Below are 25,259 nucleotides of genomic sequence, written 5' to 3'. Positions count from 1 at the left end.
CCCCTACCGCCCGCGCAACCGTCGTACGAGGATGCTCGCGTCCCCGCGGGACTCCAGGTCGGCCAGGACCACGGCGACCGCCTCGCGGACGATCCGGCCCCGGTCCACGGCCAGCCCGTGCTCGCCCCGGAGCACGAGACGGGCGTGCTCCAGGTCCATCAGCTCCTCGGCCGAGACGTACACGGTGATCTTCTCGTCGTGCCGCTCACGCCCGCTGGGCCGCCGGGCGGGTGCCCTGCCCCCGCGCTTGCGGGGCTGGGCGTCGGCGCCAGAACCTTCCTGCACCCCCTGCCGGCGCTGCCCGGAGGGCGCCACCGTGGCCGACGCCGCGCGGGTGCGGGACTCCCCGGCGTCGGCCGGCTCGGCCTCCGCCGCCACGTGCTCCGCGCCCTCCCCGTCGCCGCCCTGCACGGGCACCGACTGGGGCGCGTCCTCGGCGGCCGCGGCCGCCGTCTCGTCGCTCTCCCCCGCGGGAGCCGGCACCCGGGCCTCGCCGTTGGCCGGACGCCTGGGCGTGGACGGCTGCAGCGCCATCCCCCCGGTCGTACGGAACAGTTCGTCGGCCCCGGGCAGACTCACTCGGCGTGACACCGGGCGAGCACCTCCCTGGCGAGCTGGCGATAGGCGGCGGCACCGACGGAGTTGGAGGCGTACGTGGTGATCGGCTCGCCGGCGACCGTGGTCTCCGGGAAGCGGACCGTGCGGCCGATGACCGTGTGGTAGACGTGGTCGTCGAACGCCTCGACGACCCGGGCCAGCACCTCACGGCTGTGGACCGTGCGCGAGTCGTACATCGTGGCGAGGATGCCGTCGAGCTCCAGCTCCGGGTTGAGCCGCTCCTGGACCTTCTCGATGGTCTCGGTCAGCAGGGCGACACCACGCAGCGCGAAGAACTCGCACTCCAGCGGCACGATCACCTTGTGAGCGGCCGTCAGGGCGTTGACCGTGAGCAGGCCGAGCGAGGGCTGACAGTCGATCACGATGTAGTCGTAGTCCGGCAGCAGCGGCTTCAGGGCGCGCTGCAGCGTGGACTCACGGGCCACCTCGGAGACCAGCTGGACCTCGGCGGCCGACAGGTCGATGTTGGAGGGCAGCAGGTCCATGTTGGGGACCGCGGTCTTCAGGAGGACCTCGTCGGCCGCCATGCCCCGCTCCATGAGCAGGTTGTAGACGGTGAGGTCGAGCTCCATCGGGTTGACGCCGAGACCGACCGACAGCGCGCCCTGCGGGTCGAAGTCCACGAGCAGCACCCGCCGGCCGTACTCCGCGAGCGCGGCACCCAGGTTGATGGTCGACGTGGTCTTGCCGACGCCGCCCTTCTGGTTGCACATCGCGATGATCGTCGCGGGGCCGTGACTGGTCACCGGGCCCGGGATCGGGAAGTACGGGAGCGGGCGCCCGGTCGGGCCGACGCGCTCGCGGCGCTGGCGGGCCGCGTCGGGCGCGAGCGTCGCCGCGTACTCCGGATCGGGCTCGTACTCGGCGTCGGGGTCGTAGAAGTGCCCGTCGGGCAGTTCGTCGTAGTCGGCGAATTGGTTGTGGGGCGCGCCACTTCCGTCGCCGGCCATGGCGTTCACGTGATGGCCATCCATGCTCTGGTGTGCTGTCCGCGTGGTCAGCGGACTCCGGGCTGCTGCGAAGGTACGCACCGCGACGGAGCCGACAGCCTCGAACCCCGCGGGACCCTGGTCCCGTACCGGCATTCCTGGTTGACCACCCCCGGGAGAAAATGTCGACTCATTCACAAGTCGTCTTACCTCCTTGGTGACCAGGAAACTTCTAGACAGGTCAGCGTGGCACTATGCCGACGGTTGGCGACTCTATGGCGTGTCGGGCGTTCGCAGCAACACAATCCGCCGGACCCGGCAGGATGTGTCGGCAATGAAACATCCCGCTGTCAAGGGCGTACGGCCGTCGCACAGCAGGTTTCACCGGTGTGCGAATCGGTCGAAGGGTTACGTTCGAGGCGAGTTGACCGCAAGTCGCAAAGTGACCATACACACATCCGGCCGGACCTTGTCGGGCAAGGTCCGGCCGGATGTGCGCGATTGACGCGGCTTGTTGACGTATCGCCTTTACGAAAAGGTGACTTGCCCGTCCGGGCCGGCTCAGCCGATGAGCGTGTCGAGGTCGACGTGCTCCAGGCCGTGCGCCTCGGCGACCTCCTTGTAAACGACCTTGCCGTCATGCGTGTTGAGGCCCTTGGCGAGCGCGGCGTCGCGGCGCAGCGCCTCGGCCCAGCCGTTGTCCGCGAGCGACACGATGTACGGGAGCGTGGCGTTGGTGAGCGCGTAGGTGGAGGTGTTGGGCACCGCACCGGGCATGTTGGCGACGCAGTAGAAGACCGACTCGTGGACCTTGAAGGTCGGCTCGGCGTGCGTGGTGGGGCGGGAGTCCTCGAAGCAGCCGCCCTGGTCGATCGCGATGTCGACAAGGACACTTCCCGGCTTCATCCGGGAGACCAGCTCGTTGGTGACGAGCTTCGGGGCCTTGGCGCCCGGGATGAGCACGGCGCCGACCACCAGGTCGGCCTCCAGGCAGGCCTTCTCCAGCTCGAAGGAGTTGGACATGACGGCCTTGACCTTGGTGCCGAAGATCCGGTCGGCCTCGCGCAGCTTGTTGATGTCGCGGTCGAGCAGGGTCACGTCGAAGCCCATGCCGATGGCGATCTGCACGGCGTTCCAGCCGGAGACCCCGCCGCCGATGACGACGGCCTTGGCGGGCAGCACGCCCGGGACACCGCCGGGCAGGACGCCACGGCCGCCGGCGGCGCGCATCAGGTGGTAGGCGCCGACCTGCGGGGCGAGCCGGCCCGCGACCTCGGACATGGGCGCGAGCAGCGGCAGCGCACGGTTCGGCAGCTCGACGGTCTCGTAGGCGATCGCCGTGGTGCCGGACTCCAGGAGGGCGTCGGTGCACTCCTTGGAGGCGGCCAGGTGCAGGTAGGTGAAGAGCGTCTGGTCCTTGCGGAGGCGGTGGTACTCCTCCGCGATCGGCTCCTTGACCTTCAGCAGCAGGTCGGCGGTGGCCCACACCTCGTCGGCGGTGTCCAGGATCGTGGCGCCGGCGGAGATGTACTCGTCGTCCGGGATCGAGGAGCCGACACCGGCGCCGCGCTCGACGACGACCTGGTGGCCGTGACGCACCAGCTCGTGCACACCGGCCGGGGTGATGGCCACCCGGAACTCGTTGTTCTTGACCTCGCGGGGGATGCCGACCTTCACGTCGATCACGGTCCTTGGCTCAGAGGGTGTGGGGGCATAGACACGCATACCCGGCATGCGGCGGCATACCAGGAGACACCGCGGAAGAACCGGCGGCAGAGCCAGTTTAATGAAGGTGTTCCGACTGTCTAGCCTTTCATTGCATCAATCTTCGCCGGGCACACTACGGATTTCGCAGGCGTTAGCGCCGTGTTCCGGGTCGGAGTCGGGGTCCGAGTGCCCGAAGAGGTCCGGTGGCTCCTTCCCCAGCATGCGCTCGGCGGCCGAGCGGTGCAGGCTCGCGGCGGTGGAGTCGCCGAGGCGCTCCAGCGTGTCGGCGAGCCGCAGCTGGAGCGCGGCCTGCAGCCGGGTGTCCTCGGCGCGGCGCGCCCACTCGACCGCCTCCTGGCAGGTGCGCAGCGACTCCTCGGGCCGTCCCGCGTACTCCTGGACCCGGGCCAGCTCGCTCAACGCCCTTGCCTGCGCGGGCACATCACCGTTCTTGCGGTGGCCGGAAACAGCCGCCCGCCAGGCCCGGAGCGCCTCGCCGTACCGGCCCGCGTAGGTGTGCGCGCCGGCGATACGGCCGTAGAGCCGGGCCGCCTCGGCACGCTCGCCGCGGGCGAGGCGTTCGGCGAGGGCGCGGCCGAACCAGTCGGCGGCCCGGTCGTAGTCCCCCAGCTCCTGGTAAGTACCACCTACGGATTCCATTGCGCGACCGGTCGCGTACGGGTCATTTGCTCTGCGTCCGGCGTCCAAGGCCGACCGATATCGCACCAGGGCATCCGTCGTCCGCCCGGTCTGCGCGTCCAGGTCGCCGAGGTTCAGCAGCGCGGCGGCCTGCTCGCGGGGCAGGTCCCGGCGCCGGGCGACGTCGAGGACGAGCCCGTGGATGCCGTACAGGTCGGGGGCCGCGGCCTGGGTGCCGAGGTGCGCCACCATGGCCTTGACCAGCTGCGCCATCAGGCGGCGGGCCAGCGTGTCGAGCTCGCCGTCGGCGACCGCCGCGCGGGCGGCGGCCAGCAGCGCCGGGCGCCGGACGCGCAGCCAGTCGGCGGCGGCGCGGGGGGTGGGGAAGCGCATCTCACGGGGGAGCGCCTGGAGCTTCTCGCGGGCCTGCGGGTTGTCGGTCTCGGTGATCGCCCGGCAGGACTGCAGCAGCCGTACCGTGCGCTCCAGCATCCGGGCGCGGGCCAGCTGGAGCTCGGCGGCCCGCTCCTGGCTCTCGGCCAGCACCAGGAGCAGCGGGTGCAGGCAGCCGGGGACCTCGTACTGGGGCAGCAGGGAGCCCGCGGGGTGCAGCAGGCCGAGGCGGACCAGCTCGTCCAGGGTGGTGCGGGCGGTGTCGACGGAGCAGCCGGCCAGCGCGGAGGCGGTGTGCGGGTCGACCAGGCCGGCCGGGGCCAGGCACAGCAGGCGCAGTATCCGCGCGGACCGGTCCGGGAGCTGGCCGTGCACGAACCGGAAGACGCGGGCCAGCGCCGTGCCTTCGTCCGGCTCGGCGTGCAGCCGTTTGGCGAGGTCGGAGACGGCCGCCTGGGGGCGGGCGGCGAGCCAGCCGCCGGCCAGGGCGAGCGCGGCGGGCTGCGCCTGGCAGGCCTCGACCAGCGACTCGGCGGACCGGGGGTCGACGGTGATGCGGACCGAGCCGGTGTACCGGCTGAGCAGTTCCACGGCCGACTTGGTGTCGAGGCCGCCCAGGGTGCAGGGGCGGACGTCCGAGATCCCGGTGAGCGGGCCGCCGGAGACGACGACGGCCAGGCAGTCCGGGCTCTCCGGGAGCAGTACGTCGACCTCTTCGGCGCCGGGCGCGTCGTCGAGGAGCAGCAGCATCCGGCGTTCGGCGAGGGCGGTGCGCAGGGCGTGGGTGAGGTCGTCCGCGGCGGCGCCGGGCGGGGTGGGCAGCCGCAGGGCGGCGAGGAGGTCGCGGGCGGTGCGCTCGACGGGGACCGGGGTGCCGTCGGGCTCGGTGAGGCGGGCGCGCAGCACTCCGTCGGGGTAGCCGGGGGCGACCTGCCGGACGAGTTCCCCGGCGAGGGCGGTGCGTCCGGATCCGGGTCGGCCCGCGATCAGCAGGACCCGGGCACGGGGAGCCTTGCGGCCGGCGATGGTGTCCAGGCCTGCGCGCTCGATGTCGGCGCGCAGTTCCTTCAACTCCCTTGTACGGCCCAGGAACCGGTCGTCCGTGGCCGCGGGCGCCGAGCGCCGTACGCCGCCTGTGTCCACCGCCTGATCCGTCACGGGCCACACTCCCGTCCCACCGCACACGCAGGCCCGCCGGGGCTCCGGTTCGGGCGTTTCGGCTCAATCGCATCGAGCCTAGTTCACGTGCGCGGACGTTCCGGGCAGAGCACGGCGGGCCTATCGCCCGATCGGATCAGGCGATGGTCACACCGGCGCGCTCGAAGGGCGGACACCCGCCCCGGGGGCGGGGCTCAGGACTCGAAGGGGCGGGCCGGCCAGGGCGCGTCGGCCGGGCGCAGCGCGTCGAGGCCGTCGCCGGTGCGGGCGGCGACCAGGGCGAGGACGCCCGTCACGAGGCAGTTGTTGTGGAGATCGCCGGCGAGCAGCAGGCGCACCAGTTCGTCGACCGGCACGCGCGCGTACTCCAGGTCGATCTCCTCGTGCTCCGTCTCGAAGCGCTCCCCCTCGGCCTCGGACAGGTCCCGGGCGAGGAAGATCCGTACCGCCTCGTCGCAGCCGCCGGGGGTGGTGTACAGGTCGGTCAGCACCCGCCAGTCCTCGGCCTTGACGTGCGCCTCCTCGTACAGCTCGCGCTGGGCGGCGTGCAGCGGGTTCTCGCCGGGGATGTCGAGCAGTCCGGCCGGGATCTCCCAGAGCTTCTGCCGGACCGGGTGCCGGTACTGGCGGATGAGCAGCACCCGGTCCTCCTCGTCGAGGGCCAGGATGGCGACCGAGCCGGGGTGGACCTGGTAGTCGCGGCGGACCACCGAGCCGTCGGGCATGACCACCTCGTCCGTGCGGACCGAGGTCTTGTTGCCCACGAAGGGGGTCTCCGTCGCCCGGATCTCCCACTCCTCGGGGGTGTCCTTGATCGTCATGCCGAACCCTTCCAGCCGTACGTGGAGAAAACCGGGGTGCGTGCCTTTGAAGGTATGCACCCCGGCCACCGTACAACCGGTGTGTTACTTCGAACTCTCCTGCTCCGCAGCGCCCTGCTGGCGCGCGACCGCGGCCTTCACCAGGCCCGCGAAGAGCGGGTGCGGGCGGGTCGGCCGGGAGCGCAGCTCCGGGTGCGCCTGGGTGGCGACCAGGTAGGGGTGGACGTCGCGCGGGTACTCGACGTACTCGACGAGCTTGCCGTCCGGGGAGGTGCCGGAGAACTGCAGGCCGGCCTTCTTCTCCAGCTCCGCGCGGTAGGCGTTGTTCACCTCGTAGCGGTGCCGGTGCCGCTCCTCGACGTACTCCTTGCCGTCGTACACCTCGCGCACGATGGAGCCCTCGGCCAGCTTGGCCGGGTACATGCCCAGCCGCATGGTGCCGCCCATGTCGCCCTCGCCGGCCACGATGTCCAGCTGCTCGGCCATGGTGGAGATGACCGGGTGGCCGGTGGCGGAGTCGAACTCGGTGGAGTTGGCGTCCGGGATGCCGGCCAGGTTGCGGGCGGCCTCGATCACGATGCACTGCAGGCCCAGGCAGAGGCCGAGCAGCGGGATCCGGTTCTCGCGGGCGTAGCGGATGGCGCCGACCTTGCCGAGCACCCCGCGGTCGCCGAAGCCGCCCGGGATGCAGATGCCGTCGACGTCGGAGAGCTGCGCGGCGGCGCCCGCCGGGGTCCTGCAGTCGTCCGACGTCACCCACTTGATCTTCACGCGGGCCTTGTTGGCGAAGCCGCCGGCGCGCAGCGCCTCGGTGACCGAGAGGTAGGCGTCGGGCAGGTCGATGTACTTGCCGACCAGCGCGAGGGTGATCTCGTGGTCGGGGTTGTGGACGCGGTCGAGCAGGTCGTCCCAGGTCCGCCAGTCCACGTCGCGGAACGGCAGGTCCAGCTTGCGGACGACGTAGGCGTCCAGGCCCTCGCCGTGCACGGTCTTCGGGATGTCGTAGATCGAGCGGGCGTCCGGGCAGGCCACGACCGCGGCCTCGTCCACGTCGCACATCAGCGAGATCTTGCGCTTGATGGCGGTGGGCACCTCGCGGTCGCAGCGCAGCACGATCGCGTCCGGCTGGATACCGATGTTGCGCAGGGCGGCCACGGAGTGCTGGGTGGGCTTGGTCTTCAGCTCGCCGGACGGACCGATGTAGGGCAGGAGCGAGATGTGCACCACGAACACGTTGTCCCGGCCGACCTCGTGGCGGACCTGGCGGACCGTCTCCAGGAACGGCAGCGACTCGATGTCGCCGACCGTGCCGCCGACCTCGGTGATCACGACGTCGACCTCGTCGGTGGCCATGCGGCGGATGCGGTGCTTGATCTCGTTGGTGATGTGCGGGATGACCTGGACCGTGTCGCCCAGGTACTCGCCGCGCCGCTCCTTGGCGATCACCGTGGAGTAGACCTGACCCGTGGTGACGTTGGCGGAGCCGTCCAGGTCGCGGTCAAGGAAACGCTCGTAGTGGCCGATGTCCAGGTCGGTCTCGGCGCCGTCGTTGGTGACGAACACCTCACCGTGCTGGAAGGGGTTCATCGTGCCCGGGTCGACGTTCAGGTACGGGTCGAGCTTCTGCATCACGACGCGCAGGCCCCGGGCCTTGAGCAGCATGCCCAGGCTGGAGGCTGTCAGGCCCTTGCCGAGCGAGGAGGCGACACCCCCGGTGACGAAGATGTGCTTGGTCGTCGTAGATTTCGGCGGCATGGCCAAGAGGGGGCTCCCGTGGTCGCGGTCTGTCGTGCGGTACGGCTGCCGTCCGGTTGTTTCCGGGGGTGGTGCCGTCGCTGCGGTTCGGGGGATTCGCGCCCACCGGTCCACGGGCTACCAGGGTATCAGCGCCGCGGAGAGATGGCTTCCGGCCACGCTCCGTACACACGTCGGCACGGACTTGGGGCCTGCCTTACCCGCTTTTCACCCAGGGCTCACCCGTTCGGCCCACACGGGTTGCCCGGAGCGGCACGCAGATCATCTACGTGCGTCGTATCCTGCTCGGACACTCGCTGCCGAGCCCGGCCGGAAAACACGGCACACCCCCGCCCGTACTCCCGGAACAACGAGAGCTTGGCAGTTCGTTGAGCTATGACTGTCGTTTTGCCTCAGGGCACGGCGGGCTGCTTTGCTTCACCGCTCAACGACGCACAACAACAACCCCCCTTGACCGCACTAGCGACAGCCCCCCGTTTGCCTGGGGGGTGACGTGGCCGTTCGACTGGAGTTGCACGTGGCCGGGCGCATCGAAGACTACGCACTCATCGGAGACATGCAGACCGCTGCCCTGGTCTGCCGGGACGGCACAGTCGACTGGCTGTGCCTGCCCCGCTTCGACTCGCATGCCATCTTCGCCGGTCTGCTCGGCACCGAGGAACACGGCTTCTGGCGGCTCGGCCCGGCACACGCGGCCGACTCCCAGCCGCCGACCGCGGCGCGCCGCACCTACCGGGGCGACTCGCTGATCCTGGAGTCGGAGTGGGACACCCCGCGCGGCACGGTCCGGGTCACCGACTTCATGCCCCCGCGTGACGGCGCGCCCCAGCTGATCCGCATCGTCGAGGGCGTCACCGGCCGGGTGCCGATGCGCTCGGTGCTGCGGATGCGGTTCTCCTACGGCCGGGTGGTCCCCTGGGTGCACAAGCACGACGGCCGCACGGTCGCCGTCGCGGGCCCCGACTCCGTGTGGTTCGACACGTCGGCGGAGACGTACGGCAAGTCGCTGACCACCTACGCCGACTTCACGGTGGCCCCCGGCGACCGGATCGCGTTCACCATCTCGTGGCAGCCCTCGCACAAGGAGCCGCCGCCGCTGCCGGAGCCCGAGCAGTCGCTGGAGGCGACCGAGGACTTCTGGCGGGAGTGGGTCGAGCACTGCACGTACCACGGCCCCTACCGGGAGGCCGTGGTCCGCTCGCTGATCACGCTGAAGGCCCTGACGTACGCCCCCACGGGCGGCATCGTGGCCGCGCCGACGACCTCCCTCCCGGAGGACATCGGCGGCGTCCGCAACTGGGACTACCGCTACACCTGGCTCCGCGACGCGGCCATCACGCTCTCCTCGCTGCTGCGCACCGGCTACCGCGAGGAGGCCCGCGCCTGGCGCGAGTGGCTGCTGCGCGCGGTCGCCGGCGACCCCGAGAACCTGCAGATCATGTACGGCATCGCGGGCGAGCGCGAGCTGGGCGAGGCCGAGCTGGACTGGCTGCCCGGCTACGAGAACTCGGCGCCGGTCCGGGTCGGCAACGGCGCGGCGCACCAGCTCCAGCTGGACGTCTACGGCGAGGTCACCGAGGCCCTGCACCTGGCCCACATGACCGGCCTCGCCCGCAACGACTACGCCTCCCTCCTCCAGCTCAAGCTCATCCGCTACCTGGAGGACCACTGGGACGAGCCGGACGAGGGCATCTGGGAGGTGCGCGGGCCGCGCCGGCACTTCGTGCACTCCAAGGTGATGGCCTGGGTGGCCGTGGACCGCACCATCAAGCTGATCGAGTCCGGGGACGCGGACGGCCCGCTGGAGCGCTGGAAGGAGCTGCGCGACGACATCCACCGGGACGTCTGCGAGCGGGGCTACGACAAGGAGCGCAACACCTTCACGCAGTCGTACGGCTCCCAGGAGCTGGACGCGTCGCTGCTGCTGATCCCCCAGATGGGCTTCCTGCCCCCGGACGACAAGCGGGTCATCGGCACCATCGAGGCGATCCAGCGGGAGCTGTCCACCTCGGACGGCTTCATCCTGCGCTACCCGACCTCGGGCGGCGAGGAGGGCGTGGACGGCCTGCCCGGCGACGAGGGGGCCTTCCTGGCCTGCTCGTTCTGGATGGCCGACGACCTCGCGATGATCGGGCGCGTCGACGAGGCCCGCAAGCTGTTCGAGAAGCTTCTCGCGCTGCGCAACGACCTCGGTCTGCTGGCGGAGGAGTGGGATCCGCGGCTGAAGCGGCAGGTGGGGAACTTCCCGCAGGCGTTCAGTCACGTGCCGTTGATCGACACGGCGCTCCGTCTCACGGCTTCGGGCGCGTACGGGGGATAGCCGCCGGGAGGGGCGTGCGAACGTCGTCGGCCGGGGCGGTACCCGTTCCGGCGGAACGTGCCATGGAGGCGTTCACCCAGGTAGCGTCCGCTCCATGGACAGCGGCAGGGGCAGCGGACCCGACACCCAGGGCGCCGGGATCACCGTGCAGCGGGCACTGGAGCTGCCCGCACTGCGCAGCGGGCTGCCGGAGATCCTGGCGGGCGCCGACCGGCTGAACCGCACCGTGCGCTGGGTGCACGCGGGCGAGGTGCCGAACATCGCCTCGCTGCTGAAGGGCGGCGAACTGCTGCTGACCACCGGCTACGGCCTGGGCACCCGCCCCGCCGAGCAGCGGGCGTTCGTGCGCACGCTCGCCGAGCGGGGCATCGCCGCCCTGGTGGTGGAGCTGGGCGCGCGCTTCTCCCGGCTGCCCGCCACCCTCGTCGACACCGCCCGGACGACCGGGCTGCCGCTGGTCGTGCTGCACCGCGAGGTGCCCTTCGTGACGGTGACGGAGGAGATCCACACCGAGATCGTCAACCACCACTACACCCTCCTCCAGCGCGCCGAGGAGGTGCACCGCCGCTGCACCGAGGCCCTGCTGGGCGGCGGCGGGGTCCCGCAGGTGCTGGCCATCCTGGCCGACTTCGGCGGCAACCCGGTCTTCCTGGAGACCGCGGACGGCCAGCTCCTGTACGCCGCCGGGTCGGGCCCCGAGGGAGCCGACCCGCTCCAGGTGTGGGAGGGGCTGCGCGGCCAGCGCAAGGACGCGCCGCCGCCGGCCGGGGCGGTGCTGGTGGACGTGCCGGGCGGCGGTCCGGGGGCGGGATCGGTGCGGGGCCGGCTGGTCCTGCTGCCGGTACGCGGACCGCTCGCGCCCGTGCACCGCATCGCCGCCGAACGCGCCGCCGGCATCCTGGCCGTCGTCCTGATGCAGGCCCGCCAGGAGGAGGAACTGGCGGCACGCGGACGCGGCGACTTCCTGACCGACCTCGCCGAGGGCCGCATCACCGCCGCGGACGCCCCGGCGCAGGCCCGGGTCCTCGGCTTCAAGCCCGGCAGCAGCCCGCTGCTGCCGGTGGTCATGCGGGTCGGCGACTCGCTCTCCCCCGGCGGCGGCTGGGCGGTGCTGGCCCGCGCGGTGGGCGAGGAGCTGGCCGCCGTGGGCGTGCCCGTCCTGCTGGGCGTACGACCGGTCGAGGGCCGCGTCCCGCTGCTCCTGGGCCTGCGCTCGGAGGCGGAGCGGACGACGGTCGCGGACCGGGTCGCGGCGGCGCTCAGAGCGGGCGTGGAGCGCGCCGGGATGCAGCGCCCCGGAGCCGCTCCGCCGGTCGTGGTGGTCGGCGCGGCCGGCGGCTGGGCGGCGGCGTCGGCGGGCCTGCGGCACGCGGCCGAGACGGCGGCGGCCGCCCAGGGCCTCTCCGACCGGCCCTGGTACGACGCCCGGCGCCTCGACATCGACCTGCTCCTGTGGCGGCTGCGCGACCACCCCGACCTGGCGGCGTTCGTCGACCGCGCGATCGGCCCGCTGCGCGAGCACGACCACCGCTCCAAGCCGCCGCTGCTGCCGACCCTGGAGACCTACCTGGCGCACGCGGGCCGCAAGGCGGAGACGGCCCGTGAACTCCACCTCAACCGCCAGACCCTCTACAACCGCCTCGCCCGCATCGGGGAGTTGCTGGGCACGGACCTCGACGACCCGCAGGTGGTCATGGCGTTGAGCCTGGCGCTGCGGGCCCGCCGGCACGTCCCCTAGGCCCCAGGGCGCCCGACGCGGCTACGGCAGCGGCCGGGGCTGCGTCAACTCGTCGTACACGCTGAGCACTTGGGCCACGGTCTCGTCCTCCGTGGGCCAGCTCGCCGCCTGCCGGGAGCCCCGCTCGCGCAGCTCCGCACAGCGCTCGGGGTCGTCGAGCAGGCGGACGACGGCGGCGGCGAGAGCCCGTGCGTCGCCGTACGCGACCAGCTCGGCCGCGTCCCCCACCAGGTCGGGGACACCGCCCACGGCGGTCGCGACGAGCGGCACGCGCGCGTGCAGGGCCTCCTGGGCGAGGACGGAACGGGACTCCCAACTGCTGGGCAGCAGCGCCAGATCGGCGGCGGCGAGCAGATCGGTGACGTCGTCGCGGCGCCCGATCAGCCGCACGGGCAGCTCCTCGTCCTCGATCCGCCGCTGCAACGCCGGGCGCAACGGCCCCTCGCCGGCGACGACGAGGAGCGGTACGGGGTCGAGCCGGCACCAGGCACGCGCCGCGTCCAGCAGGTGGTCGTAGCCGCGGTGCCGGTCCAGGGAGCCGACGGCGATGAGCAACGGCCGCCCCATGGCACCGAGTTCGGCACGGACCTTGGGCCGCAGCAGCTCCGCCTCGTCCTGGTCCACGGGCCGCCGCAGGCCGGGCAGCGCCACGGCGGCGAGCCGGGCGTCCCGGGCACCGGTACGGCGGGCCCGGTCCACCAGGTCGGAGGTGGTCCCGAGCACCACGGCGGCCGCCCGCACCACCCGCCGCTCCAGCATCCGCAGCAGATGCGCCCGGGCGCCCTCGGCATGCGCCCGGTTGTGCCAGGTGACGACGAGCGGGGTGCTGCGGCCGCTCAGCGCCAGCGCCGCGCGGAAGGAGGCGTGCAGGCCGTGGGCGTGCACCAGGTCGGCGTCCGTGCAGGCCGCGCGGAGCGCCGCCACCGACCCCGGGTCACTGCTGCGCGGCACGTGTACGTGGTCGGCGCCGACGTCCGAGAAACCGTAGGCGCGATCGGCCTCGACGGGGGCGCAGACCGTGACCCGCACGCCCCGCGCGACGAGGCCGGCGGTCAGCGAACGCACGTGCACACTGCTGCCGGCGTTGCCGCCGCCCAGCACCTGCACGGTGCGCAGCGGCGACTGACCGTGCGGTGCGTTGCTGCTCACGGGGCTCACGCGGCCGGGGCTCCTGGTTCGGCGTGGGGCGGTCACGAGGGAACGTACAGAAGGTATCGGGGCCGAGGGCATCACCGCGCGCGCCTCCCCCGGACACCGCGTTCCCCTCAAGGATGCCAGCACACAAAGGTGTTCCGGGTATTCCGAGAAGGCACATACCGAGGCGGGCCGGGGCAATGCGCCGGACCGTGTCACCCGGGAGGGTGACGACAACGCCGCCGGGGCGAACCGGAAGGAGCGCGGGAGAACGCGAAGCAAGCAGAAGAACGCGAAGGAACGCGGCCGGCGGCTTCCGGCCGGCGGCTTCCGGCCGGCGGCGGAACGACGACGACCGGGGGGACGACGGCGGGGGCGGGTGGTGTCCCGCCGCCCGCCCCCCGGTCAGCGCCGTGTCAGCGGTCCGCCCGCGCCGCCGCCAGCAGTTCCTCGGCGTGCGCCCGGGCCGTCTCCGAGTCCTCCTGGCCGGCCAGCATGCGGGACAGCTCCCGCACCCGCTCCTCGCCCTCCAGGACCTTCACGCCGGACCGGGTGACCGAGCCGTCGTTGGTCTTCTCGACCAGCAACTGGCGGTCGGCGAAGGCGGCGACCTGGGGAAGGTGGGTGACGACGACCACCTGCGCGGACTTGGCGAGCTTGGCAAGGCGCCGCCCGATCTCCACCGCGGCCTTGCCGCCCACGCCGGCGTCGACCTCGTCGAAGAGGTACGTCGGGACCGGGTCGGTGCCCGCGAAGACGACCTCCACGGCGAGCATCACGCGGGACAGCTCACCGCCGGACGCCCCCTTGGCGATGGGGCGGGGCGGGGCGCCCGGGTGCGGGGCGAGGAGCAGCTCGACCTCGTCGGCGCCCGACGGGCCGTAGGCCACCGCCCGGCCGCCGACCTCCACGCCCTCCGGGTCCTCGGTCTGCCGGATGGCGAAAGACACGCGCGCGTGCGGCATCGCGAGCGAGCCCAGCTCGGCGGTGACGGCGGCCGCGAAGCGTTCGGCGGCCTCCGTGCGCGCGTCGGTCAAGGCCTGTGCGAGACCGCCCAGTTCGGCCCGCAGGGCGTCCCGCTCGGCGGTCAGCTCGTCGATCCGCTCGTCGTCGCCGTCGAGTTCGGTGAGCCGCGCGGCGCCCTGCTCGGCCCAGGCCAGCACCGCGTCGATGCCGTCACCGTGCGCGCCGTACTTGCGGGTGAGCGCGGTGAGCGCGGCGCGCCGCTCCTCCACGGCCGCGAGCCGCAGCGGATCGGCGTCCAGGTCGTCCGCGTACCCGGCCAGCTCGCCCGCCACGTCGCCCAGCAGGATCCCGATCTCGCCGATCCGGTCGGCGAGCGCCGCGAGCGCCGGGTCGTGCGACCGTACGGCCTCCAGGGCCCGGTGGGCGCCGGCCACGAGGGTGGCGGCGTCGATGCCCTCCGGGTCCTCGGGGTTGCCGGCGAGCGCGGAGTGCGCGGCGGTCGCGGCCGACGACAGCGCCTCGGCGTGCCCGAGCCGCTCGGCCTCCTCGGCGAGTTCGACGTCCTCGCCGGCCCGCGGCTCCACACCCGCGATCTCGTCCAGCCCGTAGCGCAGCATGTCGGCCTCCTGGGCCCGTTCACGCGCGCGGGTGACGATCTCCTCCAGCTCGACCGCCACGGCCCGCAGCCGCCGGTAGGCCTCGCCGTACTTGGCCAGCGGCCCGGTGACCCCGTCGCCCGCGTACCGGTCGAGGGCCTGCCGCTGCCGGGACAGCTTCAGCAGCCCCTGCTGGTCGGTCTGCCCGTGCACGGCCACCAGGTCGTCGGCGAGGTCGGCGAGCAGGCCCACGGGCACGCTCCGCCCGCCCAGGTGCGCCCGCGAGCGCCCCTCGGCGGAAACGGTACGGCTGATCAGCAGCGCCCCGTCGTCCAGCTCGGCGCCGGCCTCCTCGGCCCGCAGGGCCGCCGAGGCTCCGGCGGGCACGGTGACCCGTCCCTCGACGACCGCCTTCTCCGACCCGATCCGCACGAGCGCGGGATCGGCCCGGCCACCGAGCAGCAGCCCCAGGCTGGTGACCACCATGGTCTTGCCCGCACCGGTCTCACCGGTGACGGCGGTGAACCCCGGCGACAACTCGACGACCGCGTCGTCGATGACCCCGAGTGACCGTATCCGCATTTCTTCCAGCACGGGGAAGACCTTACGAGGTCGAGCCGACGAAGTGCGAGGCCCCCTGTCACCCGGGCGAGTGGAGGAGTGCCCCAAAGGACACCGGGCTCCTCGAAACGGCGGGGAGCATCCCTACCTGAAGGGGCGCGGGGAACTGCGCGACCAGCCACAGCTCACCCGCGCCCGCCGACGCACCGAAACCGGCCCCCACCAACCGCTAGTGCGGCGCCCCCCGCCACCCGGACACCGGCAGCGCGAACTTCGCCACCAACCGGTCCGTGAACGACGCGTGATGCAGCCGCGCCAGCCGCACCGGCACGGCACCTCGCCGCACCTCGACCCGCGCACCGGGCGGCAGCTCCACCGTCCGCCGCCCGTCGCACCACAGCACCCCCGGCTGGATGTGCGGCAGCACCTCCACCGCGAGCACCGAGTCCGGCGAGGTCACCAGCGGCTTCGCGAACAGCGCGTGCGCGGAGATCGGCACCATCAGCAGCGCCTCCACCTCCGGCCACACCACCGGCCCACCCGCGGAGAAGGCGTAGGCGGTCGACCCGGTCGGCGTCGACAGCACGATCCCGTCGCAGCCGAACCCCGTCACCGGCCGCCCGTCGATCTCCAGCACGACTTCCAGGAGCTTCTCGGCGCCCGCCTTCTGCACGGCCGCCTCGTTCAGCGCCCAGTCGGTGTGCACGATGTCCCCGTTGCGGTGCACGACGACGTCGACGGTCATCCGCTCCTCGACCTCGTACGCCTTGCTCACCACCCGGTCGACGACCTTGTCGAGGTCGTCCCGCTCGGCCTCCGCGAGGAACCCGACGCTGCCGAGGTTGACGCCGAGCATCGGCACCCCGGAGGCCCGCGCGAACTCGGCGCCGCGCAGCAGCGTCCCGTCACCGCCGAGCACGATCAGCAGTTCGCAGCCGTCGAGGCTGTGCGGCGAGGCCTCCTCGACGAGTTCGACCTCGTCCGGCAGCGGCAGGTCCGCGGCCTCGAAATCCAGGACCCGCACGCCGACTCCGGCCGCAAGCAGCCCCTTCACCACAAGTTCGGCGCTGCGGATGGCCGCGGGCCGCCCGGTGTGGGCCAGCAGGAAAACAGTACGAGCTCGGTTCTGTGTCAACGCGGCCCCTCCGCCACTGCACGGTCAACGTCGGCCGGATCCAACTGGGGTGCGCCGGCCCGCAGCCACAGAAAGTACTCGACGTTGCCGGACGGCCCGGGCAGCGGACTGGCGGTGACACCGTTCACCCCGAGCCCCAGCTCCCACGCCCTCTCGGCAACCCCCCGCACGGCCTCCGCCCGCAGCTGCGGACTCCGTACGACTCCCCCGCTGCCCAGCCTCTCCTTGCCCACCTCGAACTGCGGTTTGACCATCATCACCAGGTCGGCGTCCGGCTTCACGCACCGCGCCAGGGCCGGCAGCACCAGCCCGAGCGGGATGAAGGACAGATCACCCACGACAAGATCCACAGGCTCCCCATCGATCGCTTCAAGCGTCAACTCGCGTACGTTCGTACGGTCCTTGACGGTGACGCGTTCATCGCTCTGCAGAGACCACGCGAGTTGGCCGTATCCGACGTCGACGGCGACGACCTGCGCGGCCCCCGCGCGCAGCAGCACATCGGTGAAGCCCCCGGTCGACGCACCGGCGTCCAGCGCCCGCCGTCCCCCGACCGCCAGGCCCTGCGGCACGAACACCGCCAGCGCGCCGGCGAGCTTGTGGCCGCCCCGCGACACGTACTCGGGATCGCTGTCGTCGGACTGGACGACGATGGCGGCGGCGGTCTCCACCTGGGTGGCCGGCTTGGTCGCGACGGCCTTGCCGACGGTGACCCGCCCGGCGGCGATCAGCTGGCTGGCGTGCTCGCGCGAGCGCGCCAGCTTCCGGCGGACCAGCTCCGCGTCCAGACGGCGACGTGCGACTCCTGCCACGGTGGGTTCAGCTCCTGCTCTGGTGGTACGACGGTGCGGGCGCCCGGTTGGTGTACGGCGGGGCGGGCGCCGGGGGACCGGAAGGCCCCGGAGGTCCCGGGGGTCCCGGGCGGGCGTCGAGCTCGGTGAGCGCGTCGCGCAGCCCCCGGTGTACATCCTCGTACACCTCCAGGTGGCCGTCCGTGGCGAGGTGGTCGGCGTCGGCCAGCCGGTCGAGCTGTGCGTCGACCTCGGCGTTGCCGGTGGGAGTGCGAGGGACGTTCAGCGGGGCGGGCGCGGCGGGGTCGTACTCGGGTTCGACGGCGGCCGCTTCCCCGGCTTCCGTCACCGGGGCCGCCACCAGGCCTTCGGGCGCAGAGTCGGTCATGCCCCGACGCTACATCGAAGCCCTGGGGTACCGTCGATCGCGATGGCCACGATCGAGGAGTGCCGCGCCGCACTCGACAAGCTCTCGCACAACATGGGTGGCGCCGAGGGCGACGTCCGGGCGGCCGCCGCCATGGACCGCTCGGTCAGCTGCCACATCACGGACCTGGACGTCACCTTCGCCGGCCGGCTCACCGGCGGCCGGATCGAGGTCGAGGAGACGTTCCCCGGGCCGCCGCGGGAGAAGGCGCAGATCAGACTCACCATGGCCGGCGACGACCTGGTGGCGCTGGTCGACGGTGAGCTGAACTTCGCCGGCGCCTGGGGTTCGGGCCGGGTGCGGCTGGAGGCAAACCTGCTGGATCTGTTCCGGCTCAGGAAGCTGTTGTGACCCTCGCCCTGCGGGCCGCCGGCACCACCAGCGGGGTCCCCGTCTCGGGGTCGTCGATGATCTGGCAGCGCAGCCCGAAGACCTCTTCCACCAGCTCGGCGGTGACGATGTCGTTCGGGGCGCCCTCGGCGACGACCCGGCCGCCCTTGAGCGCGATCAGGTGGGTGGCGTAGCGGGCCGCGTGGTTGAGGTCGTGCAGCACGGCGACCAGGGTGCGGCCCTGCTCCTCGTGGAGTTCGGCGCACAGGTCGAGGACGTCGATCTGGTGCTGGATGTCCAGGTAGGTGGTCGGCTCGTCGAGGAGCAGCAGCGGGGTCTGCTGGGCGAGCGCCATGGCGATCCAGACGCGCTGGCGCTGGCCGCCGGAGAGTTCGTCGACGTACCGGTCGGCGAGTTCGGCGACGCCCGTCTGCTCCATCGACTCCTGGACGACCCGCTCGTCCTCGGCGGACCACTGGCGCAGGATGCCCTGGTGCGGGTAGCGGCCGCGGCCGACCAGGTCGCCGACGGTGATGCCGTCGGGTGCGATGGAGGACTGCGGGAGCAGCCCGAGCGTGCGGGCGACCTTCTTCGCGGGCATCGACTGGATGACCTGCCCGTCCAGCAGCACCCGGCCCTGGCTGGGCCTGAGCATCCGGGACAGCGCGCGCAGGAGCGTCGACTTGCCGCAGGCGTTGGGGCCGACGATGACCGTGAAGGACTTGTCGGGGATCTCCACCGACAGCTGCTCGGCGATGACGCGCTGGTCGTAGGCGAGGGTGACGTTCTCGGCGGACAGGCGGTTCACGGTGCTCCTCTTGCTGTCTGGCTCGCTGCCTGGCTGGGGGGTCGCGCTCGGGTCCGAGCCGGCTCTCGGTGTCATATCCGGCCCGCCCGGCGCTCGGTGACGAGCAGCCAGAGCAGGTAGACCCCGCCGAGGACGCCGGTGACCACGCCCACGGGCAGCTGGTCGGCGCCGAAGGCACGCTGCGAGGCCAGGTCGGCGGTGACCAGGAGGGTGGCGCCCATACAGAGGGAGGGCACCAGGTTGGGGCCGGGCGAGCGGGTGAGGCGCCGGGCGAGCTGGGGGGCGGTGAGGGCCACGAAACTGACGGGCCCGGCAGCGGCGGTGGCGGCCGCGGTCAGCAGGACGGCGGCCACCATCAGCAGCATCCGCACCCGCTCCACGCGCACCCCGAGGGCGTTCGACACGTCGTCGCCCATCTCCGTCATCCTGAGGCCCCGCGCGTTGGCGAGGACCAGCGGGACGAGGACCGCGCACAGCGCGAGCAGCGGCCAGACCTGGCTCCAGTCACGGCCGTCGAGGGAACCGGTCATCCAGACCACCGCGCGGGTCGCGTCGACCAGGTCGGCCTTGGTGAGCAGATAGCCGTTGACCGCCGTGACGACCGCGGAGACACCGATGCCGACCAGGACCAGCCGGTATCCGTGCACGCCCTGCTTCCAGGCCAGGAGGTAGATGGCGAGGCCGGTCACCAGGCCGCCGAGCAGCGCGCCGACGGTGACCTGGGCGGCGGTCCCGGACAGCAGCACGATCACGACGAGCGCGCCGGAGGTGGCGCCCTGGGAGAGGCCGAGCACGTCCGGGCTGCCCAGCGGGTTCCGGGAGATCGACTGGAACAGCGCGCCGCCGAGCCCGAGCGAGGCACCGACCAGCAGACCGACCAGGACCCTCGGCAGCCGTAGCTCGTTGACGATGAAGTCCTGCCCGGCGGTGCCGTTCCCGGCCAGCGTCCTCAGCACGTCACCGAAGGAGATCGGGAAGTCGCCCGTGCCGATCAGTACGACACTCGCGGCGCACGCGGCCAGCAGCAGCGCGCCGACCACGACCAGCGCGCGCACATCGGTCCGCAGGGAGAGGCCGCCGGGGGTGCGCAGAGTACGCGTGGTACGCGTAATGCGTGTGGTGCGCGTGGTCTTCGCAGTCTTCGTAGCGGTCCTCACAGCTGGGCCGTCCTCCGCCGTCGTACGAGAAGAATGAAGACCGGACCGCCGATGACCGCGGTGACGATGCCGACCTGGAGCTCCGCGGGGCGGGCCACGACCCGCCCGATGACATCGGCGCCGAGCAGCAGCACGGGCGACAGGACCGTCGCGTACGGCAGGATCCAGCGCAGGTCGGGGCCGGTGAAGGAACGCACGACGTGCGGGACCATCAGGCCGACGAAGGCGATCGGGCCGCAGGCGGCGGTGGCCGCGCCGCACAGCACGGTGGCGGCGAGCATGGCGAGGGCCCGGGTACGGCCGAGGTTGGCGCCGAGGGCGCGGGCGGTGTCGTCGCCCATCGCCACCGCGTTCAGCGGCCGGGCGAGGCCGAGGGCGAGCAGGGTGCCGGCCGCGATGAACGGCAGCACCTGCGCGATCGTCGAGTTGCTCGCCGAGGCCAGCGAACCCACCGTCCAGAAACGCAGCTTGTTGAGCGCCGCGTCGTCCGTGATCATCACGGCCTGGAGGTAGCCGTAGAGCGCGGCGCTGATCGCCGTGCCGGCGAGTGCCAGCCGGACCGGCGTGGCGCCCCGGCTGCCGCCCAGGAACCACACCAGCGCGCCCACCACGGCCGCCCCCAGGAAGGCGAACCACACGTAACCGCTGAGGGTGCTGACGCCGAAGTAGGTGATGGCGGTGACCACCGCGGCCGACGCGCCCGCGTTGATGCCGAGCAGTCCGGGGTCGGCGAGCGGGTTGCGGGTGAGCGCCTGGAGCACCGCCCCGGACAGGCCGAGGGCGGCACCGGCCAGCAGGCCGAGGACGGTCCGCGACAGCCGCGCGTCGACGACGACATCGCCGTACGTGCCCGTGTCGTGGAACAGGCCGTGCCAGACCTGGTCCAGGGGCAGCTCTTTCGCCCCGATCGCGATGCTCGCCAAGGCGACGAGCAGCAGGATCACGGCGGAGACGAGGAGCCCGAAGGCCCGGATCGCCCGACGGGTCGGGGGCGCGGGGGTGGTGTCCGCGCGCTGTTCGGGGGGACTGTCGACCAACACGAGGTTAGGTTAGCCTACCCTCGCATCACGCCTCGATGCCGTGCCCCTCGCGGATCCCGGTGCCGGTGCGGACAACCCCCGTCGAGCACGGAGACTCAGAGCCCCAGCCGCGCCAGCGACTTGCCTCCGTCCAGCTCGCAGACGCCCTCCCCGGCCGCCGTCCAGGCCGCCGCGCACAGCGCCCGCAGCCCGTCGAGCGCCTCGCCGTCGCCCTCCAGCTCCAGCCGGTCGGCACCCGCGGTCGCCGTCCAGCCACCGCACCGGAAACCGTCGCCGTCCGCCGCGACCTCCGGCTGCCCGGTGAGCAGCCCGCGCAGGTCGGCATCGACATAGGTCGGCCGGTGCTGCGGCGGCGCGGCGAGCAGCTGCCGCCCGTCGGTGACCCCGGTCAGCACGAGCAGCGAGTCCACCCCGCCGTTGAACGCGCCCTCGATGTCGGTGTCCAGCCGGTCCCCGACCACCAACGGCCGCTCCGCACCCGTCCGCAGGATCGTCTCCCGGTGCATCGGCGGCAGCGGCTTGCCCGCCACCTGCGGCTCGGCACCCGTCGCGATCCGGACCACCGCCACCGCCGCGCCGTTGCCCGGCGCGATCCCGCGCCCGCTCGGGATCGTCAGATCGGTGTTGGACGCGAACCACGGCACCCCGCGCGCGACGGCGTACGACGCCTCGGCGAACCGCCCCCACGGCAGGTCCGGGCCGCCGTACCCCTGCACCACGGCCGCCGGATCGTCGTCGGCGGACTCCACCGGCTCCAGCCCGCGCTCCCGCAGCGCGACCCGCAGCCCCTCCCCGCCGATCACCAGCACCCGGGACCCGGCCGGCACCTGCTCACTGATCAGCCGCGCGACCGCCTGCGCCGAAGTGATGACCTCGTCGGCCCCCGTCGGGATGCCCAGCTCGGTGAGATGCTCCGCCACCGCGTCCGGCGTCCGCAGCGCGTTGTTGGTGACGTACGCCAGACGCATGCCGCCCGCCCGGGCGACCTCCAGCGACTCCACAGCGTGCACGATCGCGCTGCCGCCCGCGTACACCACCCCGTCCAGATCGAGCAGCGCCGTGTCGTACACCGTGCTCAGGGCCTGTCCGCTGCCCTCGGGACCGGTCCTGGCGCCCTGACTCATCCCCATCGTTCCTCGTCACTCCTCGTCACTCTTCGTTCGCCCGCCTTTCCCCGTCGATCATCCCGCACGCCACTGACACACGTACGATGCCGGGATGAACACTGCAGGTCACTCGGAAGCAACGGAGCGCCGAGGCCTGGAACTCACCCCGTTCCGAGGCCTTCGCTACGACCCGGACCGGGTCGGCAGTTTGGCCGCCGTCACCTCCCCGCCGTACGACGTCGTCGTGCGCCCCGACGGCGTACACCATCTCCAGTCCGCCGACCCGCACAACATCGTCCGCCTCATCCTCCCCCAGGCCGGCACCCCCAGCGCCGGTACCGAACAGGCGGCCGACACCCTCCACCGCTGGCAGGCCGAGGGCATCCTCGCCACGGATCCCGAGCCGGGCCTGTACGTCTACGAACAGCACGACGGCAACGGCATGCTCCAGCGCGGAGTCATCGGCGCCCTGCGGGTCTCGGAACCGTCCGAGGGCGTGGTGCTGCCGCACGAGGAGGTCATGCCCCCGGTCGTCGCCGACCGCGCGGCCCTGATGCGCGCCACCTCGGCGAACCTCGAACCCCTCCTGCTCACCTACCGGGGCAACGGCGCGGCCGCCGAGATCATCGACACGGTGGCCGACCGCCCCCCGCTCCTCGCCACCACCACGGAGGACGGCTTCCACCACCGCCTCTGGTCGATCACCGACCCCGCCGAGGTGGCCCTCGTCCAGTCCGACCTGGCCCACCGCCAGGCCCTGATCGCCGACGGCCACCACCGCTGGGCCACCTACCTGCGTCTACGCGCGGAGCATCCCTCTCCCAGCCCCTGGGACTACGGCCTGGTCCTGCTCGTCGACACCGCCCGCTACCCGCTGCGCGTCCGTGCCATCCACCGCCTGCTGCACGGCCTGCCGGTGGCGGAGGCCCTGGAGCACGTCAAGGGCCTGTTCCGGGTACGACGGCTCGACGTCCCGCTGCCCGCGGCCCAGGAGGCGCTGGCGGACGCGGCCTGCGCCGGCAACGCGTTCCTGCTGGCCGGCGACGGCATGTTCCATCTCATCGACCGCCCGGACCCGGACCTCCTGGCCCGTACGATCCCCGACGAGCGCCCGGCCGCCTGGCGCACCCTGGACGCCACCGTCCTGCACGCCACGCTCCTCGACCACGTCTGGCGCATCCCCGAGGACTCGCCCGCGCACATCGCCTACATCCACGACACGGCGGCGACGGTCGCCAAGGCGGAGCGCGACGGCGGTACGGCCGTCCTCATGCACCCGGTCCGCGAGGAGGTCGTCCGCGACCTGGCCCGCCAGGGCGTGACGATGCCCCGCAAGTCGACGTCCTTCGGCCCGAAGCCGGCCTCGGGCCTGGTGCTGCGGGCACTCGATGTCTGAGAGTGCCTGAAAGAGCCTCAAAGAGAGAGGGCAGGCCCTGTCGGGTCTGCCCTCTGTCCGTCACGCGTTCACGCGCTCACACGATCACCGAACTCAGTCCTGCTCGTCCTCGTCCTCGTCCTCGTCGTCGGTGTCGACGTCGGCCTCGACGCCGGTCCCGGCGGGAACCGCGGCCACGGCCTCGGGCTCGGACTCCTCGGGGGTCTCCTCGGACTCCTCGTCGTCCAGAGCGTCGACGAACTCGACCCCGTCCAGCTCGGCCAGCCGGTCGGAGGCGTCCGTGCTGCCGTCGCGGTCGGCCTCGACGGCCTTGGCGAACCACTCCCGGGCCTCGTCGACCCGCCCGGCGGCGAGCAGGGCGTCCGCGTAGGCGTAGCGCAGCCGCGCGGTCCACGGCTGTACGGAGTTGGAGGCCAGCTCGGGGCTCTGCAACGTCACGATCGCCGCGTCCAGCTGCCCCATGTCACGCCGGGCACCCGCGGCGACGAGCCGCATCTCGACCTGGCCGGCCTTGTCGAGCTTGTGCACCTCGGGGGCGCCGGCCATGTCCAGTGCCTTCTCCGGGCGGCCGAGCCCACGCTCGCAGTCGGCCATCACCGGCCACAGGTCGACGTTGCCGGTCATCCGCCGGGCGGCCCGGAACTCGGCGAGCGCCTCGGAGTACTTCTGGTTCGCGTACGCGGCGAACCCGGCGGCCTCGCGTACGGCGGCGACACGAGACGCCAGCCGCAGGGCCACCTTGGAGTAGCCGTAGGCACCCTCGGGGTCCTCGTCGATGAGCCGGGCGACCATCACCAGGTTCTTGGCGACGTCGTCCGCGAGCGTCTTGGGCAGGCTCTGCAGCTCCTGCCGTACGTCCTTGTCGATCTCCTCGCCGGTGACGTCCTCCGGGATCGGCAGCCGCTTGATCGGCTCACGGTCCCGCTCGTCACGGAAGCGGTCGCCGCCACGCCGGTCGTCCCGGCGGTCGTCACGGCCACGGTATCCGCCGCCCCGGTTGTCGTCCCGGCGACCGTAGCCGCCACCGCCGGCGCGGTTGTCGTCGCGACGGGGGCCGCGGTCGTCACGGCGGTCGTCACGGCCACGGTATCCGCCGCCCCGGTTGTCATCACGCCGGCCGTAGCCGCCGCCACCGCCGCGGCTGTCATCGCGGCGGAATCCACCACGGTCATCGCGGTCGTCACGCCGGAAGGCGGGACGGTCCCCGCGATCGTCACGACGGTCATCACGCCGGTCGTCCCGACGGTCATCGCGACGGAAGGTGGGACGGTCCCCACGATCGTCACGCCGGTCGTCACGCCGGAAGGCAGGACGGTCCCCACGATCGTCACGACGGTCATCACGCCGGTCGTCCCGACGGTCATCGCGACGGAAGGCAGGACGGTCCCCACGGTCATCACGACGAGGGCCACGGTCACGGTCGTCACGACGCCCGTAGCCACCCCGGTCACCACCACGATCATCGCGCTGGAACCCCGGACGAGAACCACGGTTGTCATCACGCCGACCGTAGCCACCACCGCCGCCACCGCCACGGTTGTCATCGCGGCGGAATCCACCACGGTCATCGCGGTCGTCACGCCGGAAGGCGGGACGGTCCCCACGATCATCACGCCGGTCATCACGCCGGTCGTCACGACGGTCATCGCGACGGAAGGCAGGACGGTCCCCACGGTCATCACGACGAGGGCCACGGTCACGGTCGTCACGACGCCCGTAGCCACCCCGGTCACC

The 25,259-nt window shown here is 72.6% G+C and carries 21 protein-coding genes; 4 read left to right on the top strand and 17 right to left on the bottom strand.

Annotated features, from left to right (window positions below; translation table 11 throughout):
• Nucleotides 1-3: 3 nt before the first annotated feature.
• From ACFZB3_RS46345 to ACFZB3_RS46320, 6 genes are all read right to left on the bottom strand, one after another.
• Nucleotides 4-591, bottom strand: a complete 588-nt coding sequence (locus tag ACFZB3_RS46345) for a hypothetical protein (protein WP_391389194.1) — start codon at nucleotides 589-591, stop codon at nucleotides 4-6.
• Nucleotides 576-1,703 carry an AAA family ATPase gene (locus ACFZB3_RS46340; protein WP_391389192.1) on the bottom strand — a complete coding sequence of 376 codons (1,128 nt, stop codon included), beginning with the start codon at nucleotides 1,701-1,703 and terminating at the stop codon, nucleotides 576-578. The genes ACFZB3_RS46345 and ACFZB3_RS46340 overlap by 16 nt, the downstream gene beginning before the upstream one ends.
• Before the next feature lie 405 nt (nucleotides 1,704-2,108).
• Nucleotides 2,109-3,233, bottom strand: a complete 1,125-nt coding sequence (gene ald, locus ACFZB3_RS46335) for an alanine dehydrogenase (RefSeq protein ID WP_391389190.1) — start codon at nucleotides 3,231-3,233, stop codon at nucleotides 2,109-2,111.
• A 135-nt stretch (nucleotides 3,234-3,368) separates the two neighbouring features.
• On the bottom strand, nucleotides 3,369-5,444 hold the full coding sequence (locus tag ACFZB3_RS46330; protein ID WP_391389188.1) for a tetratricopeptide repeat protein: 2,076 nt from the start codon (nucleotides 5,442-5,444) through the stop codon (nucleotides 3,369-3,371).
• Nucleotides 5,445-5,638: 194 nt separating this feature from the next.
• Nucleotides 5,639-6,265, bottom strand: a complete 627-nt coding sequence (locus ACFZB3_RS46325; RefSeq protein WP_391389354.1) for an NUDIX domain-containing protein — start codon at nucleotides 6,263-6,265, stop codon at nucleotides 5,639-5,641.
• A gap of 84 nt (nucleotides 6,266-6,349) precedes the next feature.
• On the bottom strand, nucleotides 6,350-8,020 hold the full coding sequence (locus tag ACFZB3_RS46320) for a CTP synthase (protein WP_391389186.1): 1,671 nt from the start codon (nucleotides 8,018-8,020) through the stop codon (nucleotides 6,350-6,352).
• A gap of 517 nt (nucleotides 8,021-8,537) precedes the next feature.
• On the opposite strand from ACFZB3_RS46320, the gene ACFZB3_RS46315 reads away from it, so the two are divergent.
• Both ACFZB3_RS46315 and ACFZB3_RS46310 read left to right on the top strand, forming a co-directional pair.
• Nucleotides 8,538-10,340: a glycoside hydrolase family 15 protein gene (locus ACFZB3_RS46315; RefSeq protein WP_391389349.1), complete on the top strand. Its 1,803-nt coding sequence runs from the start codon at nucleotides 8,538-8,540 to the stop codon at nucleotides 10,338-10,340.
• Nucleotides 10,341-10,434: 94 nt separating this feature from the next.
• Entirely contained in the window at nucleotides 10,435-12,078 is a 1,644-nt protein-coding gene (locus ACFZB3_RS46310; protein ID WP_391389184.1) for a PucR family transcriptional regulator ligand-binding domain-containing protein, read from the top strand.
• A gap of 21 nt (nucleotides 12,079-12,099) precedes the next feature.
• Here the strand turns inward: ACFZB3_RS46310 and ACFZB3_RS46305 are convergent, their stop codons facing one another.
• From ACFZB3_RS46305 to ACFZB3_RS46285, 5 genes are all read right to left on the bottom strand, one after another.
• On the bottom strand, nucleotides 12,100-13,236 hold the full coding sequence (locus ACFZB3_RS46305) for a glycosyltransferase (RefSeq protein ID WP_391389182.1): 1,137 nt from the start codon (nucleotides 13,234-13,236) through the stop codon (nucleotides 12,100-12,102).
• Between the two features lie 392 nt (nucleotides 13,237-13,628).
• Nucleotides 13,629-15,356, bottom strand: coding sequence for a DNA repair protein RecN (gene recN, locus ACFZB3_RS46300; RefSeq protein WP_391389347.1), 1,728 nt, complete (start codon nucleotides 15,354-15,356; stop codon nucleotides 13,629-13,631).
• Nucleotides 15,357-15,564: 208 nt separating this feature from the next.
• On the bottom strand, nucleotides 15,565-16,470 hold the full coding sequence (locus tag ACFZB3_RS46295; protein ID WP_123978216.1) for an NAD kinase: 906 nt from the start codon (nucleotides 16,468-16,470) through the stop codon (nucleotides 15,565-15,567).
• Nucleotides 16,467-17,282 (bottom strand): TlyA family rRNA (cytidine-2'-O)-methyltransferase, encoded by an 816-nt coding sequence (locus tag ACFZB3_RS46290; RefSeq protein WP_391389180.1) that lies wholly within the window; start codon nucleotides 17,280-17,282, stop codon nucleotides 16,467-16,469. Before ACFZB3_RS46290 ends, ACFZB3_RS46295 begins: the two co-directional genes overlap by 4 nt.
• Before the next feature lie 7 nt (nucleotides 17,283-17,289).
• The gene (locus ACFZB3_RS46285; RefSeq protein ID WP_391389177.1) at nucleotides 17,290-17,649 is read right to left on the bottom strand and encodes a hypothetical protein; all 360 of its coding nucleotides are present in this window, start codon (nucleotides 17,647-17,649) and stop codon (nucleotides 17,290-17,292) included.
• A gap of 42 nt (nucleotides 17,650-17,691) precedes the next feature.
• Here ACFZB3_RS46285 and ACFZB3_RS46280 point away from each other — a divergent pair, with 42 nt between their 5' ends.
• Nucleotides 17,692-18,039 carry a sterol-binding protein gene (locus ACFZB3_RS46280; RefSeq protein ID WP_391389175.1) on the top strand — a complete coding sequence of 116 codons (348 nt, stop codon included), beginning with the start codon at nucleotides 17,692-17,694 and terminating at the stop codon, nucleotides 18,037-18,039.
• Here the strand turns inward: ACFZB3_RS46280 and ACFZB3_RS46275 are convergent.
• From ACFZB3_RS46275 to ACFZB3_RS46260, 4 genes are all read right to left on the bottom strand, one after another.
• Nucleotides 18,023-18,901: an ATP-binding cassette domain-containing protein gene (locus tag ACFZB3_RS46275; RefSeq protein ID WP_391389173.1), complete on the bottom strand. Its 879-nt coding sequence runs from the start codon at nucleotides 18,899-18,901 to the stop codon at nucleotides 18,023-18,025. The two genes, ACFZB3_RS46280 and ACFZB3_RS46275, sit on opposite strands and share 17 nt — an antisense overlap.
• On the bottom strand, nucleotides 18,898-19,983 hold the full coding sequence (locus ACFZB3_RS46270; protein WP_391389171.1) for an iron chelate uptake ABC transporter family permease subunit: 1,086 nt from the start codon (nucleotides 19,981-19,983) through the stop codon (nucleotides 18,898-18,900). Before ACFZB3_RS46270 ends, ACFZB3_RS46275 begins: the two co-directional genes overlap by 4 nt.
• Nucleotides 19,980-21,023, bottom strand: a complete 1,044-nt coding sequence (locus ACFZB3_RS46265; RefSeq protein WP_391389169.1) for an iron chelate uptake ABC transporter family permease subunit — start codon at nucleotides 21,021-21,023, stop codon at nucleotides 19,980-19,982. The genes ACFZB3_RS46270 and ACFZB3_RS46265 overlap by 4 nt, the downstream gene beginning before the upstream one ends.
• A gap of 95 nt (nucleotides 21,024-21,118) precedes the next feature.
• Entirely contained in the window at nucleotides 21,119-22,147 is a 1,029-nt protein-coding gene (locus ACFZB3_RS46260) for an HAD-IIA family hydrolase (protein WP_391389166.1), read from the bottom strand.
• A gap of 94 nt (nucleotides 22,148-22,241) precedes the next feature.
• Between ACFZB3_RS46260 and ACFZB3_RS46255 the strand changes: the two genes are divergently transcribed.
• A complete protein-coding gene (locus tag ACFZB3_RS46255) occupies nucleotides 22,242-23,525 on the top strand; it encodes a DUF1015 family protein (RefSeq protein WP_391389164.1) in 1,284 nt (427 codons plus the stop codon).
• Between the two features lie 93 nt (nucleotides 23,526-23,618).
• On the opposite strand, the gene ACFZB3_RS46250 is transcribed toward ACFZB3_RS46255, so the two are convergent.
• Nucleotides 23,619-24,434, bottom strand: a complete 816-nt coding sequence (locus ACFZB3_RS46250; RefSeq protein ID WP_391389345.1) for a tetratricopeptide repeat protein — start codon at nucleotides 24,432-24,434, stop codon at nucleotides 23,619-23,621.
• On the bottom strand, nucleotides 24,317-25,259 hold a 943-nt coding region (locus tag ACFZB3_RS46245), incomplete at its 5' end, for a hypothetical protein (RefSeq protein ID WP_391389343.1). The genes ACFZB3_RS46245 and ACFZB3_RS46250, both read right to left, overlap by 118 nt.

It is taken from the genome of Streptomyces sp. NPDC008092, from assembly GCF_042957285.1.
In the GTDB taxonomy this organism is placed as follows: Bacteria; Actinomycetota; Actinomycetes; order Streptomycetales; family Streptomycetaceae; genus Streptomyces.
Note: the sequence above shows the minus strand (reverse complement) of the source record. Positions and strands in the feature narration are given on the sequence as shown.

Excerpts from the sequence above, each read along its gene's own strand:
- ACFZB3_RS46255 (WP_391389164.1), top strand. The coding sequence starts at position 22,242 with ATGAACACTGCAGGTCACTCGGAAGCAACGGAGCGCCGAGGCCTGGAA.
- ACFZB3_RS46320 (WP_391389186.1), bottom strand. The coding sequence starts at position 8,020 with ATGCCGCCGAAATCTACGACGACCAAGCACATCTTCGTCACCGGGGGT.
- ACFZB3_RS46280 (WP_391389175.1), top strand. The coding sequence starts at position 17,692 with ATGGCCACGATCGAGGAGTGCCGCGCCGCACTCGACAAGCTCTCGCAC.
- ACFZB3_RS46285 (WP_391389177.1), bottom strand. The coding sequence starts at position 17,649 with ATGACCGACTCTGCGCCCGAAGGCCTGGTGGCGGCCCCGGTGACGGAA.
- ACFZB3_RS46310 (WP_391389184.1), top strand. The coding sequence starts at position 10,435 with ATGGACAGCGGCAGGGGCAGCGGACCCGACACCCAGGGCGCCGGGATC.
- ACFZB3_RS46260 (WP_391389166.1), bottom strand. The coding sequence starts at position 22,147 with ATGAGTCAGGGCGCCAGGACCGGTCCCGAGGGCAGCGGACAGGCCCTG.
- ACFZB3_RS46340 (WP_391389192.1), bottom strand. The coding sequence starts at position 1,703 with ATGCCGGTACGGGACCAGGGTCCCGCGGGGTTCGAGGCTGTCGGCTCC.
- ACFZB3_RS46325 (WP_391389354.1), bottom strand. The coding sequence starts at position 6,265 with ATGACGATCAAGGACACCCCCGAGGAGTGGGAGATCCGGGCGACGGAG.
- ACFZB3_RS46275 (WP_391389173.1), bottom strand. The coding sequence starts at position 18,901 with ATGACACCGAGAGCCGGCTCGGACCCGAGCGCGACCCCCCAGCCAGGC.
- recN (WP_391389347.1), bottom strand. The coding sequence starts at position 15,356 with ATGCGGATACGGTCACTCGGGGTCATCGACGACGCGGTCGTCGAGTTG.